Below are 14,500 nucleotides of genomic sequence, written 5' to 3' on the forward strand. Positions count from 1 at the left end.
CGATCGGGGTGATGAAGTCCGGATGAGAGTTCGCCGAAACCCTGGCACCACGCTCCCGCCTCGTGTTTCCTCGTCACCGACGATGGCCGCGGACCCGCGGTCGCCGGGTGCGGGGCACGATGGGCAGGAGCGGGATGAGGCGCAAGACCAAGATCGTGGCAGGCGCGGCGGCTGGAGCGCTGGTCATGACCGTGGCCGTGGCGCTGGTCGCGCGCTCGGCCGCTGGCGCGGGCGCCCCCACGCCGGCGATCTCGGCGGTCACCATGTCCCCGTCCCCGGGTCCGACCACGGCGCCAGCCCTCCACCCGGAGGAGGCCCCGGCCCTTGTGGAACCCGCGCCCGTGAAACCGGCCCCCGCCGCGGGGAACCCGTTGGCGGGCGTGGTGTTCTACGTCAACCCGGACACCCAGGCGGTCCGCGCGGCTGCCACGGCGCACGGAGAGGCCAAGCAGCTGCTCGACAAGATCGCCGGGACGCCGCAGGCGTTCTGGGTCGACGACTGGAACGGGCTGGACTCGGCCCGTGAGGAGGTGCGCGGCTACACCACGCGGGCCGTCGCCGCGGGCGCCAAGCCCGTCGTGGTCGTGTACGCGATCCCGGGTCGCGACTGCGGCTGGTACTCGCAGGGCGGCATCGAGCACAGCGGCTACGCGGCCTGGGTGGATGCGATCGCCGACAGCATGGTGGGCAACCCGTGGGTGATCCTGGAGCCCGACGCGCTGGCCCAGCTGGGCGACTGCGACGGACAGGGCGACCGGCTGGGCTACCTGCGGTACGCCGCGAAGTCGCTCACCGAGCGCGCCGGCGCCCGGGTGTACATCGAGATCGGGAACCCGGCCTGGCTCACCCCCGGCCAAGCCGCCGCGAAGCTGGGCCTGGTGGGCTTCGAGCACGCGGCGGGCTTCGCGTTCAACACGTCGAACTTCCAGCCCACGGACGTCTCGCGCGCCTGGGGCGAGGCGGTGTCCGCGGAAGTCGGCGGCAAGCCTTACGTCATCGACGTGTCACGCAACGGGAACGGCGGCGACGGCGCCGACTGGTGCAACCCGTCCGGCCGGGCGCTCGGCGAGCGGCCCCGTGTGGTCGGCGAGGGCGGGCTCGACGCCCTGCTGTGGGTCAAGCTGCCGGGCGAGAGCGACGGCCCCTGCAACGGAGGCCCCGCGGCCGGGATGTGGTGGCAGGAGGGCGCCCTCGAGCTGGCCCGCAACGCCCACTGGTGAGCGCCCTGACGGGCGCCGCTCGGCGTCAGTCCCTCGGGACCGGCCGATGACGACGCCCGCTGGGCCCGCGCTCGCCACGCTCAGTGCCTCAGCGCAGCCAGGGCAGGCGTCGCACCATCGGCAGGGAGCCCCACCGGCGGCCCAGGCCCCAGGTGTCGCCCGCGTACAGCACAGCGCTGAGGATCAGCACGAGCGCGTAGATGATGTGGTAGTCGACGATCGGGTTGGTGGAGCCCTCCAGGAGGGGCCATTCGGCGGCCCACATCGCCAGCATCAGCACCGTCCCCGCCACTGCGGCGAGCCGCAACGCGATCCCCGCCATGACGGCGACGCCGATCCCCAGCAAGGCGGCCATGAACAGCCAGTCCGTGACCGTGCCGGCGATCGACGCGTAGAAGTCCTTCAGAGGGCCGACGGTGGCGAACTTCATGAACCCCTGACTGGGGGTCCCGCCGTCGATCCATGCCAGGGAGGGCTCGCCCTCGGCGACCGGGGCTCCCGTGCTGTAGTGCAGCCCGAAGGTCTTGTCGAGGAACGCCCACAGGAAGATGAACCCGGTCGCTAGCCGGGTGACGGCGAGCCACTGCCGGCCCGACCGTGAGGTGACCACGTGATCCTGCACCGCGGTCGTGGTGGTGGTCGCGGCGCCTGCCGCGGCTCGTGTGCTCGCCATGATGTGCCCCCTGAGTTGATCCGGAACATCCGATTGCTCCGGTTTCATCTTCACCCTCGCCCCGTGATCTCGCGGCCCCTAGGGGCCAAGGTCCCGGACGGCGGCGCGTGCGGCCGGGGGAGCGCGGCGCCGAGGTGGCAGTCGGGACGTCGGTCCCAGGCCCGGGTGGGACACGCGCCGGGGATCGGCCCGTCCGCGACCTCAGGCATGATCGGGGCATGGGTGTGCGACGACGGACCGATCCGGCCGAGGGGCGTGTGGCCGTCGGGCAGTGGAGGGACGCCGCGGGCGCCGTGCCGGTGGCCGTGCGGCGCACGGCGGTGCGGTTCACGCTCGAGGAGCTGGCGGACGTCGCCCCTGGGCGCTCGGTTGAGGTCCGGGTGCCGCCCGACGGCGCCGTGCAAGCCGTGGAGGGGCCGCGGCACACGCGCGGCACCCCGCCCAACGTGGTCGAGACCGACCCGGAGACCTGGCTCGGCTTGGCGACGGGGATGGTCGCCTGGGACGAGGCCGTCCGGGCGGGCAAGGTGTCGGCCTCGGGGGAACGGGCCGATCTCACGGCCTGGCTGCCGCTCCAGGCCACCCGCCGGCGAGCGTGACCGATCTCCGTCCTGTGTCGGCACGGTGACGGGAGGATGGCCGTCGGCCAAAACGTGACCGACCGGTACGTTCTGGGGTAGCGGCGGGTGATTCGTCGGGTTTAGCGTGCGACCACGCCAGGTGCCACCGCACCGACGGCATGGCTCGGCCAAGGAGGACCGTCCCGATGCACACCCCACGGCGCCACACCCGGCGCCTCCTGCTCCCCGTCTCCACCCTGAGCGCCCTGGCCCTCGTGGTCGGGGCGCTTCCCGCGTCCGCCGAGCCTCGATCGGCCGAGCGGCCCACCGCCGCGGAGGGCACGGCGGCCGCGGCAACGCACGCCATCGCGGAGGTGCAGGGCACGGGCGCCGCCTCACCGCTGGTCGGTCAGGAGGTCACCGTCGACGGCGTCGTGACGGCCGACCACCGCGCGTCGGGCTACCGCGGCGTGTACGTGCAGACCGCCGGATCGGGCGGCGACGAGGACGCGACCCCCGGCGCCTCGGACGGGGTCTTCGTCTTCCTGCGCGACGAGACCACCGACGCGGTCGTGGGCGACGCCGTGAGCGTCACGGGGACGGTCTCCGAGTACTTCGGGCTCACCCAGATCGGCACGTCCGCCGTCGGCGCCGCCGTCGCCGTCGTCGAGGGCGACACCACGCCGCCGCTGCCCACCGCGCTGCCCGCCACGCTGCTGGGGGCCGACCGCGAGCAGCTCGAGGGCATGCTCGTGGCCCCCGCGGGTGACTACCGGGTGACGTCCACCCACCAGCTGCTGAACTTCGGGACGGTGTGGCTCGCCGCCGGTGACACGCTGCCCGTCAAGGCCACCGACGTGCTGCGTCCCGGGCCCGAGGCGCAGGCGCTCACCGCCCAGAACCTCGCCCGCCGCATCCTGCTCGACGACGGGCGCAATGTCACCCTCAGCGACCCCGCCGCGCAGCCGTACGCCACGCCCGACGCCCCCGTGCGCAACGGCGCGGCGGTCGTGTGGCCCGACGCCCCCTACGTGCTGGGGTACGGCTTCGACGACTGGCGGCTGCACCCGACGCTGCCGATCGACGCCAGCACCCCGGCCGCCGAGAAGCCGGCGTTCACCGGCGTCGAGCGCCCCGCCGCGCCCGACGCGGTGGGCGGGGACCTCCAGGTGGGCGCGTTCAACGTGCTCAACTACTTCACCACGCTGACCTCCGACGACCCGGACGCGCGCGGCGCCGCCACCGCCGCGCAGCTCGCGGTGCAGCGCTCCAAGATCGTCGCCGCGATCACCGGGCTGGGCGCCGATGTGGTCGCGCTGCAGGAGATCGAGAACTCCACGCAGTTTGGCGACGGCGCACCGGACGTGGCGCTCGCGGACCTCGTGGCCGGGCTGAACGACGCCGCGGGCGCCGAGGAGTGGGCCTTCGTGCCGACGCCCAAGGAGCTTGTGGGGCCGGACGCCCCGGCCACCGACGTCATCCAGAGCGCGATCATCTACCGGCCGGCCGCCGCGACCCCGGTGGGCGACAGCGCCACGCAGGTCGACGAGACGGTGTGGGACAACGCGCGCGAGCCCATCGCGCAGACCTTCGTCCCCACGGCGGGGGGCGTCCCGTTCACGGTGATCGCCAACCACTTCAAGTCCAAGAGCGGCTCCGGGACCCAGCCGGCCGACGGGCAGGGCTTCTTCAACGCGGACCGCATCGCCCAGGCGCAGGCCGTCGTCGCGTTCGCCGACGAGCTGCGCGCGACCAGCGGCTCCGACGACGTGGTGGTGCTCGGAGACCTGAACTCCTACGGGCAGGAGGACCCGGTGCAGGTCTTCGCCGACGCCGGGTGGGTCGACCTGGTCGCGACGCTGGCGCCGGGCGAGTCGACGTACACGTTCGACGGCGAGGTCGGGTCCCTCGACCATGCGCTCGCCACGCCGTCCTTCGCCGAGCGCGTCACCGGCGCGGACGTGTGGGCCATCAACGCTCCCGAGTGGCTGGCGCTGGAGTACACCCGGCCGTGGGCGGACCCGTCCTCGGTGTTCCGCTCCTCCGACCACGACCCGGTGCTGCTCGGCCTCGACGCCGGGGACGGGCCGGCCACCGGCACGGCGACCATCGACCTGCTGACCTTCAACGACTTCCACGGCCGGCTCGAGCCCGGCGGTGGGACGAGCCCGGTCGCGGGGGCCGCGGTCCTCGCGGGCGCCGTCGCCGCGTTCCGGGCGCAGAACCCGGGCACGCTGGTGGCCTCCGCCGGCGACTCGATCGGCGCGTCGACCTTCACCTCGTTCGTGCAGCAGGACACGCCCACGCTCGACCTCCTGGACCTGATCGGCGTGGACGCCTCGGCGATCGGCAACCACGAGCTCGACCAGGGCCGTGCCGACCTCGACGACAGGGTCATCCCCACCACGGACTTCCCGTGGCTGGCCGCGAACCTGTACGACCGGGCCACCGGACTCCCGGCCTTCGACGAGTACGCGTTGAGCGAGGTCGACGGTGTGACCATCGGGTTCATCGGCGCCATGACCGAGGACCTGCCCACGCTGGTCACCCCGGCCGGCATCGCCTCGCTCGAGGTGCGGCCGGTCGTCGCCGAGGTGAACCGCGTCGCCGCCGGACTCTCGGACGGCGACCCGGCGAACGGCGAGGCGGACGTCATCGTGCTGCTCGTCCACGAGGGCGCCGCCGGGACCGACCTGGCAGACGTCACCGACGACTCGGCGTTCGGCCGGATCGCCTCGCAGGTCAGCGCAGAGGTGGACGCCATCGTGGGCGGCCACACGCACCAGCGCTACCTGCACCGGCTCCCGGTGGAGGGCTGGGCGGAGGGTCTGACCCGACCGGTGATCCAGTCCAGCCAGTACGGCGAGGTGCTGGGCCACCTGACGTTCACCGTGGACCGCGCCACCGGCGAGGTCACGGGGATCGAGGCGGAGAACGTCGACCTGGCGCCCGCAGGGGTCGCGGCCTTCCCGGCCGACCCGGAGGCCGCCGCCCTCGTCGCGGAGGCCGTCGCCGCGGCGAACGAGCTGGGCTCGCGGTCGCTCGGCACCATCGCGGGGGACTTCAACCGGGCCCGGGACACCCCGACCGCCGCGAACGCGGACGGCCCGGAGAACCGTGGCGGGGAGTCGACGCTCGGCAACCTGGTCGCGGACGTGCAGCTCTGGTCCACCCGTGAGCTGGGGGCGCAGATCGCCTTCATGAACCCGGGCGGTCTGCGGGCCGACCTACGCTACGCGTCGAGCGGCGCCGGGGACCCGGACGGCAATGTGACGTACCGGGAGGCCGCGACGGTGCAGCCGTTCGCGAACACCTTGGTCACCACGCAGCTCACCGGGGCCCAGGTGCGCCAGGTGCTCGAGGAGCAGTGGCAGCCCGCCGGGTCCAGCCGGCCGTTCCTCAAGTTGGGCGTGTCCGCAGGGCTGCGGTACGTGTACGACCCGACGGCGCCCGCAGGGCAGCACGTCACGCAGGTCACGCTCGACGGCGCCCCGCTCGACCCGGCGGGCGCCTACACCGTGGTGGTCAACTCGTTCCTCGCCTCGGGCGGCGACAACTTCGCCACCCTCGCGCAGGGCACGGGCGCCCGCGACTCCGGGCGGGTCGACCTGCAAGCGTTCGTGGACTACCTCGCGGCGTCCTCGCCCATCGGGCCGGACCTCGCCCAGCGCGCTGTGGGCGCACGGGTGACGAGCGCCGCCTCCGGGGGCGCCTACGCGCCGGGCGACACTGTCACGGCCGAGCTGTCCTCGCTGCTGTTCAGCGGCGGGGAGACGCAGGCGCAGACGGTCGAGGTGGCCGTCGGCGGCGAGCCGGCGGGCACGTTCGCGATCGACCCGACACGGGTGGACGGCACTGACGAGGTCGGCCGCGCGTCGATCTCCGTGGTGGTGCCGGCCGCGGCGGCGACCGGGCCGCTCGACATCACCGCCACCGTTCCCGGGACGGGCACCAGCGTGACCCTCACCGTGCAGGTCGAGGCCGCGCCGGCGCCGCGCTGCACGGTGGACTACTGGAAGGCGGGGGTGTGGCCCGGCGGCTTCATCGCGCTGGTCACCCTGACGAACGACTCGGACGTCACGCTCGACGGGTGGGAGCTCGGCTGGGCGTTCACGAGGGGCGAGCGCGTCTACGACGCCTGGAACGGCAGGCTCACCCAGAACGGCGCCACGGTGACCGTGCGCAACGAGCACTGGAACGGCGCCGTCCGCCCGGGCCGTTCGGTGAGCTTCGGCTTCCTCGCGTCGGCGCCGCGCACCGGGCCGGGGACGCCGTCCGGGTTCACGCTGGGAGGGGTTCCCTGCACGGTGTCGTGACGGCGGCGCCAGCCTGAGACGGACCGCACACGGCGGCCCCGGACCACCGTCCGGGGCCGCCGCCCGGCTGACCTACGATCGATGGGTGTCGGACCAGAAGCCCCAGCAGGACCAGCCGCAGACCCCCACGCCGGCCGAGCCCGAGCACGCGGACGCCGTGCCCACCGAGGCCGAGCTCCAGCGGGTCGCGACCCCGGCGACCGTGCGCCGTGCGCCCAAGGTGAGCGTCTTCATGACGCTCGGCGCCCTGCTCGGGATCCTGATCGCGCTGGTGCTGGTGCAGGTCACAGCCTCCGGCGGCGCCCGCGGCTCGGACGGGGCCGGGTTCATCTCCCTCTTCGACGGGCTGGGCTCGGTGCGGTTCCTGGTGGGCTTGGCGCTCGGCGTGTTCGGCGCCTTCGCGGGCGGCGCGGTCGCGGTGGTGCTCGATCGGCGTAGTGCCCGCAAGCGCTGACATCCGCACCCCGGATCGTCGTGTCGGGCAGGTGGGGACCTGTGCAACCATGGTGCCGTGGCCCCTCGCGGAGACGGACTTCTGACCCACGACCTGCTACCGGATGAGAAGGGCCCCCAGGACGCTTGCGGCGTCTTCGGGGTCTGGGCTCCGGGTGAAGAGGTCGCCAAGCTCACCTACTTCGGGCTGTACGCCTTGCAGCACCGCGGCCAGGAGTCGGCGGGCATCGCCACCTCCAACGGCGAGCAGCTGCTGGTCTACAAGGACATGGGCCTCGTCTCGCAGGTCTTCGACGAGACCGCGCTGAACGCCCTGACCGGGCACCTGGCCATCGGCCACGCCCGATACTCGACCACCGGCGGCAGCACGTGGGAGAACGCCCAGCCCACGCTCGGCGCCACGGCGGCCGGCACCATCGCCCTGGGCCACAACGGGAACCTCACGAACAGCGCTGAGCTGGTCGACCTGGTCGCCGAGCGGTACGGCGCGCAGCGGCGCGGCGAGCTGGCTCGCGGCAACACCACGGACACCGCGCTCATCACCGCGCTGCTCGCCGGGGACCCGGACCACACCCTCGAGGCCACGGCGCTCGAGGTGCTGCCGCGCCTGCGGGGCGCGTTCAGCCTGGTGTTCATGGACGAGCACACCCTGTACGCCGCCCGCGACCCGCAGGGCGTCCGGCCCCTCGTGCTGGGCCGCCTCGAACGGGGTTGGGTGGTCGCCAGCGAGACGTCCGCCCTGGACATCGTGGGCGCCTCCTTCGTGCGGGAGGTCGAGCCCGGCGAGTTCGTCGCGATCGACGCCGACGGGCTGCGCACCCAGCGCTTCGCCCCGGTGGACCGCGCCGGGTGCGTCTTCGAGTACGTGTACCTGGCCCGGCCCGACACGACCATCGCGGGTCGCTCGGTGCACGCCGCCCGCGTCGAGATGGGCCGTCGGCTCGCCCAGGAGCACCCGGCCGAGGCTGACCTGGTCATCCCCGTGCCGGAGTCCGGCACCCCGGCAGCCGTGGGCTACGCGGCCGCCTCGGGCATCCCGTTCGGCCAAGGCCTGACCAAGAACGCGTACGTGGGCCGCACGTTCATCCAGCCGTCGCAGACGCTGCGCCAGCTCGGCATCCGCCTCAAGCTCAACCCGCTGCGCGAGGTGATCCGCGGCAAGCGGCTCGTGGTGGTGGACGACTCGATCGTCCGCGGCAACACACAGCGCGCGCTGATCCGCATGCTCCGCGAGGCCGGGGCCGCCGAGGTGCACGTCCGGATCAGCTCGCCGCCGGTCAAGTGGCCGTGCTTCTACGGCATCGACTTCGCGTCGCGGGCAGAGCTGATCGCCAACGGCCTCAGCGCCGACGAGATCGGCGCGTCGCTGGGCGCGGACTCCCTCGGGTACATCTCCCAGGAGGGGATGATCGAGGCGACCGAGCAGCCCGCGTCCCAGCTCTGCACCGCGTGCTTCAGCGGTCAGTACCCCATCGAGCTGCCGCCCGAGTCTCGGCTCGGCAAGCACCTGCTCGAGCAGAACGAGCTCCCCCTGGGAGCCCCAGAGGACGGACTGTCGACGTTGTTGAGCACCTCGGGCGGCGCGACCGCTCTGGAACAGCCGTGAGCGCCGCGCAGGGCCCCGGCGTCACGTACGCCGAGGCCGGGGTGGACACGCACGCCGGCGACAAGGCCGTCGAGCTCATGAAGGACGCGGTGCGCGCGACGCACGGACCGCAGGTGCTGGGCGGCTTCGGCGGGTTCGCCGGCCTGTACGACGCCTCGGCGCTGGTCGGCTACCGCCGCCCGCTGCTGGCGACGTCCACCGACGGGGTCGGCACCAAGGTCGCGATCGCCCAGGCGATGGACATCCACGACACGATCGGGTTCGACCTGGTGGGCATGGTCGTGGACGACATCGTCGTGGTGGGCGCCAAGCCGCTGTTCATGACGGACTACATCGCCTGCGGCCGCGTGGTCCCCGAGCGGATCGCGGACATCGTGCGCGGGATCGCCGCGGCCTGCGAGGTCGCGGGCACGGCGTTGGTGGGCGGCGAGACCGCCGAGCACCCCGGGCTGCTGGGCCCGGAGGAGTACGACGTGGCGGGCGCCGCGACGGGCGTGGTCGAGGCCGATGAGGTGCTCGGGCCCGACCGGGTGCGCGCTGGCGACGTGCTGGTGGCGCTGGGCTCTAGCGGCCTGCACTCCAACGGCTACTCGCTGGTCCGCAAGGTGATCGAGGTCGCCGGGTGGGGGCTCGAGCGGCACGTGCCGGAACTGGGCCGCACCCTCGGCGAGGAGCTGCTGGTGCCGACGCGCGTCTACGCGTCCGACTGCCTGGCGCTGGTCGAGCGCGCCGCGGGTGGTGTGCACGCGTTCTCGCATGTCACGGGTGGTGGCTTGGCGGCCAACGTGGCCCGGGTCCTGCCCGCCGGCCTCGTGGCGGAGGTGGCGCGTGGCAGCTGGCTGCTGCCGCCGGTCTTCGACCTGGTCCGGACCCTCGGCGGGGTGCCGTGGGGCGACCTGGAGAACACCCTTAACCTGGGCGTGGGGATGGTCGCGATCGTGGCGCCCGAGTCGGTCGACGGCGTCGTGGCCCACGCCGCCGAGCTCGGCCTGCCCGCGTGGGAGCTGGGCGTGGTGGGCGACCTGAGCGGGCTGGACGCGCCGGGCGCCGAGCTGGTCTCCGGCACCAAGGGCGTGCAGGCGGGAGCCGTGCGGATGACGGGGGAGTACCGGACGTCCTGAGCGGGGTCCGCCGCGGCAGGCCCGAGGAGCAGGCGCAGGTCCGCCCTCGGGTTGCTTGTGCGACCCGGGGCCCGTGGCTGGGCTATGCCGGGGCGTGAGAACGACCCGCTCGTCCTGGCGTCGGTGGAATCTCCTCAGAGGGGGCGGCGGGGCCGCGATCCCGCCAGCACGGTGTGCTCGAGGGATCGCGGCGTGCCCACGCGCTGACGCTGGGAGGCGTCAGCGCTCGTCTGCCCACGGGCGGTAGTCGCCCGCCCCGTCCGCATCGTCGTCTGTGTCCACAGCACGACGGCTGTCGGTCACGACATCGTTATGGCCTCGCGACGTGAGCTCTTGCTCGAGTGCTCGGTAGTTGGTCTCCGGGCTGAAGTACTTCAGCTCCCGGGCAACCTTCGTCTGCTTAGCCTTCTGACGGCCGCGCCCCATGGCATCGACCCCCTCTTACGTGGATGCGGGGCGGCACCGTGCTTGCACGTGCGGCCCCGGGGTGCTGAATCGTCTCTTCGTGGGGCAACGGTACATGCTCCGCTGCTATTCCGACCACTTGCGTCAGGTGGGCCGGTTGCGTCTCTTGTCACAACGTCTCACGGATGGGCCCTCGGGCTGCACCGACCGGACGGTAGGGATTACTCTAGTTGGGACCGATACGCACCGTCTGGATGAGACGTTCGTGAGAAAGCGTCCCACAGACATCGAACGTTATGCGGCTTTCGACCGGGTACGCCATGCTAGGACGAGCGCTGCAGGGGGCAGGCAACACCGGAGGTCCGCATGTGGGCCAGTCGGTGGCGCCTCGGTTGGAACCACAACACTGAGACTGCGCGGCTGGGGCCAAAGGGCAACCTCGTCCACAGACCGTGCGCCACCTGGAGGCAGTCGATGTCCGCACACCCCGCAGAGTCTGAGGCCCTGCTCACCCCGTCCGAGGTCGCGACCCTGTTCCGGGTCGACCCGAAGACCGTGACCCGGTGGGCGAAGGCGGGCAAGCTCTCCTCGATCCGCACGCTGGGCGGGCACCGCCGGTACCGGGAGTCCGAGGTCCGCGAGCTCCTCAACGGCGTCCCGCAGCCGCGCGAGGGCAAGGCCTGAGCCTGACGCCGACGGCGGCCCTGGATTCCCTGGGCCGCCTGATGACTGGGCCCACAACTGGTCCACCAACACCGCCGACTCTCGTCCGCCGGATGGGATGGGCGTGAACACCATGTGGACCGTCCCGCGTCGATCGATCGCCCGTCTCGACCGACGCTCTCCGCGATTCCTGCTCTGACCGGCACCGATGCTGCTCGGACGCCGCTGAGGAGTCGCCAGCCCTTCGACGCGGCGTCCTGGTACCGGCACGTGAGACGCCGCCGTGCCGAGCGGGCTTCCCACGGCGGACCACGCAGACGCCATGCAGCGGCTGCGCCGGTGGCTCGACCTCGACACCGACCCGGCTGCCCTCTCTGAGGCCTTCGACCCTGGCCCGTCCATGGTCGTGCCCGGCCGGGCCCGCGCGACGCTGGAGCCCGTGGCGGGCGTACGCGGCGCAGCACCTCTGGTCGGCGTGGTCCGGCCGAGCGGGCGGGCGTTAGTGGCGGCGGATGGCCCCGGCGACGATCAGGCCCACCACGGCGCCTGCCGCGCCCAGGATGATCCGGGCCCGCTTGCGCGCCTCGGGGTCCGCCTGCGGGTCGCTGCCGACCGCGTCCCGGACCAGGCGGCGGCCGTTGTCGACGGCCTCGGACGCCTGACGCCGTGGGTCCAGCCGCGTGCTGAGCTCGTCGACCGTCGCGGCCAGCTGCGCGCGGGTCGCGACGAGCTCCGACTCCAGCGCCGCGATCTTGGGGTCGGTCATGACCGGATTCCTCCCTTGACTGCCTCGACGTCGAGCTTCACGTTCTCCTTGGCCGCCTCGGGTGTGGGCGGCATCCCCGACTGCAACCGGTTCTTGCCCAGCAGCCCGAGGATCGCCGTGATGATGAGCAGCACCACGGCGACGATGAGCGCGGCGAGCCATGCGTCCACCGCGTTGGACAGGCCGAGCACCGCCGTGGCGATCAGCGTGGCGAAGGCGAAGAACCCGAAGAGCCCGGCCCCGACGAGCAGGCCGATCCCGATGCCCGCCTGCTTGGCGCGGGCGGCCATCTCCGCCTTGGCGAGATCGATCTCTGCGCGCACCAGTCGCGCTCCCTGCTCGCTCAGCTGACTCACCAGCCGTCCGAGCGAGTGGCGTTCGTCCGTCCCGCGATCCGGTCCCGTCACCATGACCTCACCCTCCATTCGCACCGAGCGTGCGTGCCATGCCCCAGTCTGCTGGTCACAGGCCCGACGTGCGCGTTCAGCGCGCCGCTCAGGTCAGTCGGCCCACGGGTGCACGTGCTCATCGACCCCCGGCTCGGGCGCCAGCGGCGTGACGCGCACCGGCTGGGGCAGGTTGTGGCGGCCCCACGCGGCGAGGCCGGCGGCGAGCAGGATGACCGCCGCGCCGACCAGGAGGAACGACAACCACCACCACACCACGTGCGCGAGGCCCACGACGGCGCCACCGAGGAGCAGGGCGACGCCGAGCACCGTGAGGAGTGCGGCGGCGGCGAACGCGAGGGCGCTGGGCCGGACCTCGACGGCCTTGGCCCTGACGGCACGGGACACGGTGTCGATCTCCGCCTGCACCGAGGCGCGCACCTTGTCCTCGACCTGCCCGATCTTGTCGCGGGCCATTTCGGCGATCGGATCGGTGAATCGGTCGAAGAATCGGCCTGAGCGGGTGCGCTCCGGGCCGGGGAACTCGCTCACGGGGGCCTCCGCCGTCGCCATGGTGTGCGCCGGCGTCGTCGCCGCGCGCGCGACAGCCTAGGCCCGCCGACCACCCCCACGGAGGGAGAACACGCAGGTAAGACGCCGATGTCCAGGAGCCGGGACGTGAGCGGCCCGCTGGGCGCGGGTGGCCGTGACCGCTCTGGGCGGGTTCGCCGGTTGCAGGGGATGCCGGGGCGACTTGAACTGGGGGCAGAGGCGTTATCCCAACGACCTCACCGACTGCGATGGAGCATCGTCATGGCACTCGACAGCTACGTGATCATCATCAACTCGTACGACAACGTGGATGACGCCCTCGCCGACTACGACGCCGCGCGGGAGCTCTACGAGGACTGGGACCTGGGCGACACCTACGACGCCGCCGTCGTGACGCACCGCGAGGACGGCAAGGTCCGGATCGTCAAGCGGCACGAGCAGCCGGTGGTCCAGGGCGGCGTCGCCGGGCTCGGCATCGGCCTGGCGGTGGGCGCCCTGAGCGCGCTGTTCCCCGCGATCGCCATCGGCGCCGGGCTGGCGTGGGGCGCGGGCGGCGGGCTCGTGCTCGGGGCCGTCACCGGGCACATCGTCGGCGGTGTCAGCCGCAAGGACCTCAAGGAGCTCGGGGAGGAGCTCGACGATGGTCAGAGCGCCGTCCTGATCGTCGCCGCGGAGGATGTCCAGGCGCGGGTGGACGCGGCGTTGACCCGCGGGAACAAGATCGTGAAGAAGCAGCTCAAGGCCGACAGCAAGGAGCTCGAGGCGGCGATCGCCGAGGCGAACTCGGACTCTGCGGCCTGAGGCCACCCACCGGGTGGCGGGTGACACACCGCCGCCAGGACGATCGTCCTGGCGGCGGCGTCTTCCGGCGCTGGTTGCATCGGGGGATGCGACAGACCCCGCTCTACTACTACTCGAGCGCGAGCGGACTCGTCCGGTCGTTCGCGGAGCGGCTGGAGCGTCCCGTGTTCAACCTCGCTGAGCGCGAGCACCGCGCGAGCGAGGCGGACGGGCCGTGGGTGCTCCTCACGCCGTCGTACAAGACGGGCAACGACAGCAACGACACGATCCCGGAGGCGGTGCGGCGGTTCCTGCGCTCGGACGTGAACCGGCGCCGGCTGGTCGGCGTCATGGGCTCGGGGAACCGGAACTTCGGACGCCACTACCAGATGGCGGCTCGTGAGATCGCCCGGAGGTCCGGCAGGCCCGTGCTCTTCGAGTTCGAGCTGGCCGGCACCCCGTGGGACGTCGCCGAGGGTCGCGCCATCCTCGAGGAGCTCGACGCGGCCCTCGCCGCGGGCGCGCTGCCGGTGGAGTAGCGGCTGACGCCCGCCAGGGCGATCACGCCTGGACGACACCGCCCTCCGCGGTGATCTCGTCGGCCTCGGCATCGTCGAACCAGTGCCCGTGCGCGCCGAGGTACCGGAACCGGACGGTCGAGCCCGTCGGCACCGTCACCGACGCGCTGGCGGTCCCGTTGGAGCGCCGCCGCAGGGGGTGCGCCCCTGGCGTCCAGTCGTTGAAGGTGCCGACCACGCTCACCGGGCCGCCGAGGCTGGCCGTGGGCAGCGCGAAGGTGAGCGTGCAGGTGGACGACGCGGCGGAGCGGGACTTCTTGAGCACAGGCGGACCACTTTCCCTCGGGCGGGCGGGCGACGCGGACCCGGGCATCGTGGCGCGCCGATGTTTCCGAAGGTCGTCGGCGAGGTGATCGTCAGGTGACAGGTCGGCGAGGGTGTGGCAAGGGCCACCCACTGACCCTGGGGTCGGCGGGTGGCC

Annotated in this window: 15 protein-coding genes; 9 read left to right on the forward strand and 6 right to left on the reverse strand. The window is 72.9% G+C overall.

From position 1 onward, the window contains the following. Window positions 1-134: 134 nt before the first annotated feature. The gene (locus NP064_RS01400; protein WP_227568300.1) at window positions 135-1,220 is read left to right on the forward strand and encodes a glycoside hydrolase family 6 protein; all 1,086 of its coding nucleotides are present in this window, start codon (window positions 135-137) and stop codon (window positions 1,218-1,220) included. 88 nt (window positions 1,221-1,308) lie between these two features. On the opposite strand, the gene NP064_RS01405 is transcribed toward NP064_RS01400, so the two are convergent. Continuing rightward, window positions 1,309-1,893, reverse strand: a complete 585-nt coding sequence (locus NP064_RS01405) for a DoxX family protein (RefSeq protein ID WP_227568299.1) — start codon at window positions 1,891-1,893, stop codon at window positions 1,309-1,311. A gap of 218 nt (window positions 1,894-2,111) precedes the next feature. Between NP064_RS01405 and NP064_RS01410 the strand changes: the two genes are divergently transcribed. The 5 genes from NP064_RS01410 to purM all read left to right on the forward strand — a co-directional run bounded on the left by NP064_RS01410 (window position 2,112) and on the right by purM (window position 9,949). Then, window positions 2,112-2,492, forward strand: a complete 381-nt coding sequence (locus tag NP064_RS01410) for a sterol carrier family protein (RefSeq protein WP_227568298.1) — start codon at window positions 2,112-2,114, stop codon at window positions 2,490-2,492. 167 nt (window positions 2,493-2,659) lie between these two features. Further along, window positions 2,660-6,769, forward strand: a complete 4,110-nt coding sequence (locus tag NP064_RS01415; RefSeq protein ID WP_227568297.1) for an ExeM/NucH family extracellular endonuclease — start codon at window positions 2,660-2,662, stop codon at window positions 6,767-6,769. Between the two features lie 85 nt (window positions 6,770-6,854). Continuing rightward, window positions 6,855-7,223, forward strand: coding sequence for a histidine kinase (locus tag NP064_RS01420; protein ID WP_227568296.1), 369 nt, complete (start codon window positions 6,855-6,857; stop codon window positions 7,221-7,223). Between the two features lie 57 nt (window positions 7,224-7,280). Beyond that, window positions 7,281-8,828, forward strand: a complete 1,548-nt coding sequence (purF, locus tag NP064_RS01425; protein WP_227568295.1) for an amidophosphoribosyltransferase — start codon at window positions 7,281-7,283, stop codon at window positions 8,826-8,828. Further along, window positions 8,825-9,949 (forward strand): phosphoribosylformylglycinamidine cyclo-ligase, encoded by a 1,125-nt coding sequence (purM, locus tag NP064_RS01430; protein ID WP_227568294.1) that lies wholly within the window; start codon window positions 8,825-8,827, stop codon window positions 9,947-9,949. The genes purF and purM overlap by 4 nt, the downstream gene beginning before the upstream one ends. A gap of 219 nt (window positions 9,950-10,168) precedes the next feature. Here purM and NP064_RS01435 read toward each other — a convergent pair whose 3' ends face one another. After that, window positions 10,169-10,375, reverse strand: a complete 207-nt coding sequence (locus NP064_RS01435; RefSeq protein WP_227568293.1) for a DUF3073 domain-containing protein — start codon at window positions 10,373-10,375, stop codon at window positions 10,169-10,171. A gap of 453 nt (window positions 10,376-10,828) precedes the next feature. Between NP064_RS01435 and NP064_RS01440 the strand changes: the two genes are divergently transcribed. Next, the gene (locus NP064_RS01440; RefSeq protein WP_066586452.1) at window positions 10,829-11,038 is read left to right on the forward strand and encodes a BldC family transcriptional regulator; all 210 of its coding nucleotides are present in this window, start codon (window positions 10,829-10,831) and stop codon (window positions 11,036-11,038) included. A gap of 478 nt (window positions 11,039-11,516) precedes the next feature. On the opposite strand, the gene NP064_RS01445 is transcribed toward NP064_RS01440, so the two are convergent. The 3 genes from NP064_RS01445 to NP064_RS01455 all read right to left on the reverse strand — a co-directional run bounded on the left by NP064_RS01445 (window position 11,517) and on the right by NP064_RS01455 (window position 12,721). Beyond that, a complete protein-coding gene (locus tag NP064_RS01445) occupies window positions 11,517-11,783 on the reverse strand; it encodes a DUF3618 domain-containing protein (protein WP_227568292.1) in 267 nt (88 codons plus the stop codon). Continuing rightward, a complete protein-coding gene (locus tag NP064_RS01450) occupies window positions 11,780-12,139 on the reverse strand; it encodes a phage holin family protein (protein WP_256813751.1) in 360 nt (119 codons plus the stop codon). The genes NP064_RS01445 and NP064_RS01450 overlap by 4 nt, the downstream gene beginning before the upstream one ends. A 144-nt stretch (window positions 12,140-12,283) precedes the next feature. Then, complete coding sequence (locus tag NP064_RS01455) at window positions 12,284-12,721, reverse strand: phage holin family protein (protein ID WP_227568290.1); 438 nt, start codon at window positions 12,719-12,721, stop codon at window positions 12,284-12,286. Window positions 12,722-12,982: 261 nt separating this feature from the next. On the opposite strand from NP064_RS01455, the gene NP064_RS01460 reads away from it, so the two are divergent. Next, window positions 12,983-13,522: a DUF1269 domain-containing protein gene (locus tag NP064_RS01460; RefSeq protein WP_227568289.1), complete on the forward strand. Its 540-nt coding sequence runs from the start codon at window positions 12,983-12,985 to the stop codon at window positions 13,520-13,522. An 86-nt stretch (window positions 13,523-13,608) separates the two neighbouring features. Next, window positions 13,609-14,040 (forward strand): class Ib ribonucleoside-diphosphate reductase assembly flavoprotein NrdI, encoded by a 432-nt coding sequence (gene nrdI, locus NP064_RS01465; protein ID WP_227568288.1) that lies wholly within the window; start codon window positions 13,609-13,611, stop codon window positions 14,038-14,040. Between the two features lie 22 nt (window positions 14,041-14,062). On the opposite strand, the gene NP064_RS01470 is transcribed toward nrdI, so the two are convergent. Further along, window positions 14,063-14,344 (reverse strand): isoamylase early set domain-containing protein, encoded by a 282-nt coding sequence (locus NP064_RS01470; protein ID WP_227568287.1) that lies wholly within the window; start codon window positions 14,342-14,344, stop codon window positions 14,063-14,065. Window positions 14,345-14,500 lie beyond the last annotated feature (156 nt).

The sequence above is a fragment of the Cellulomonas chengniuliangii genome (assembly GCF_024508335.1).
Lineage (GTDB): Bacteria > Actinomycetota > Actinomycetes > Actinomycetales > Cellulomonadaceae > Cellulomonas_A > Cellulomonas_A chengniuliangii.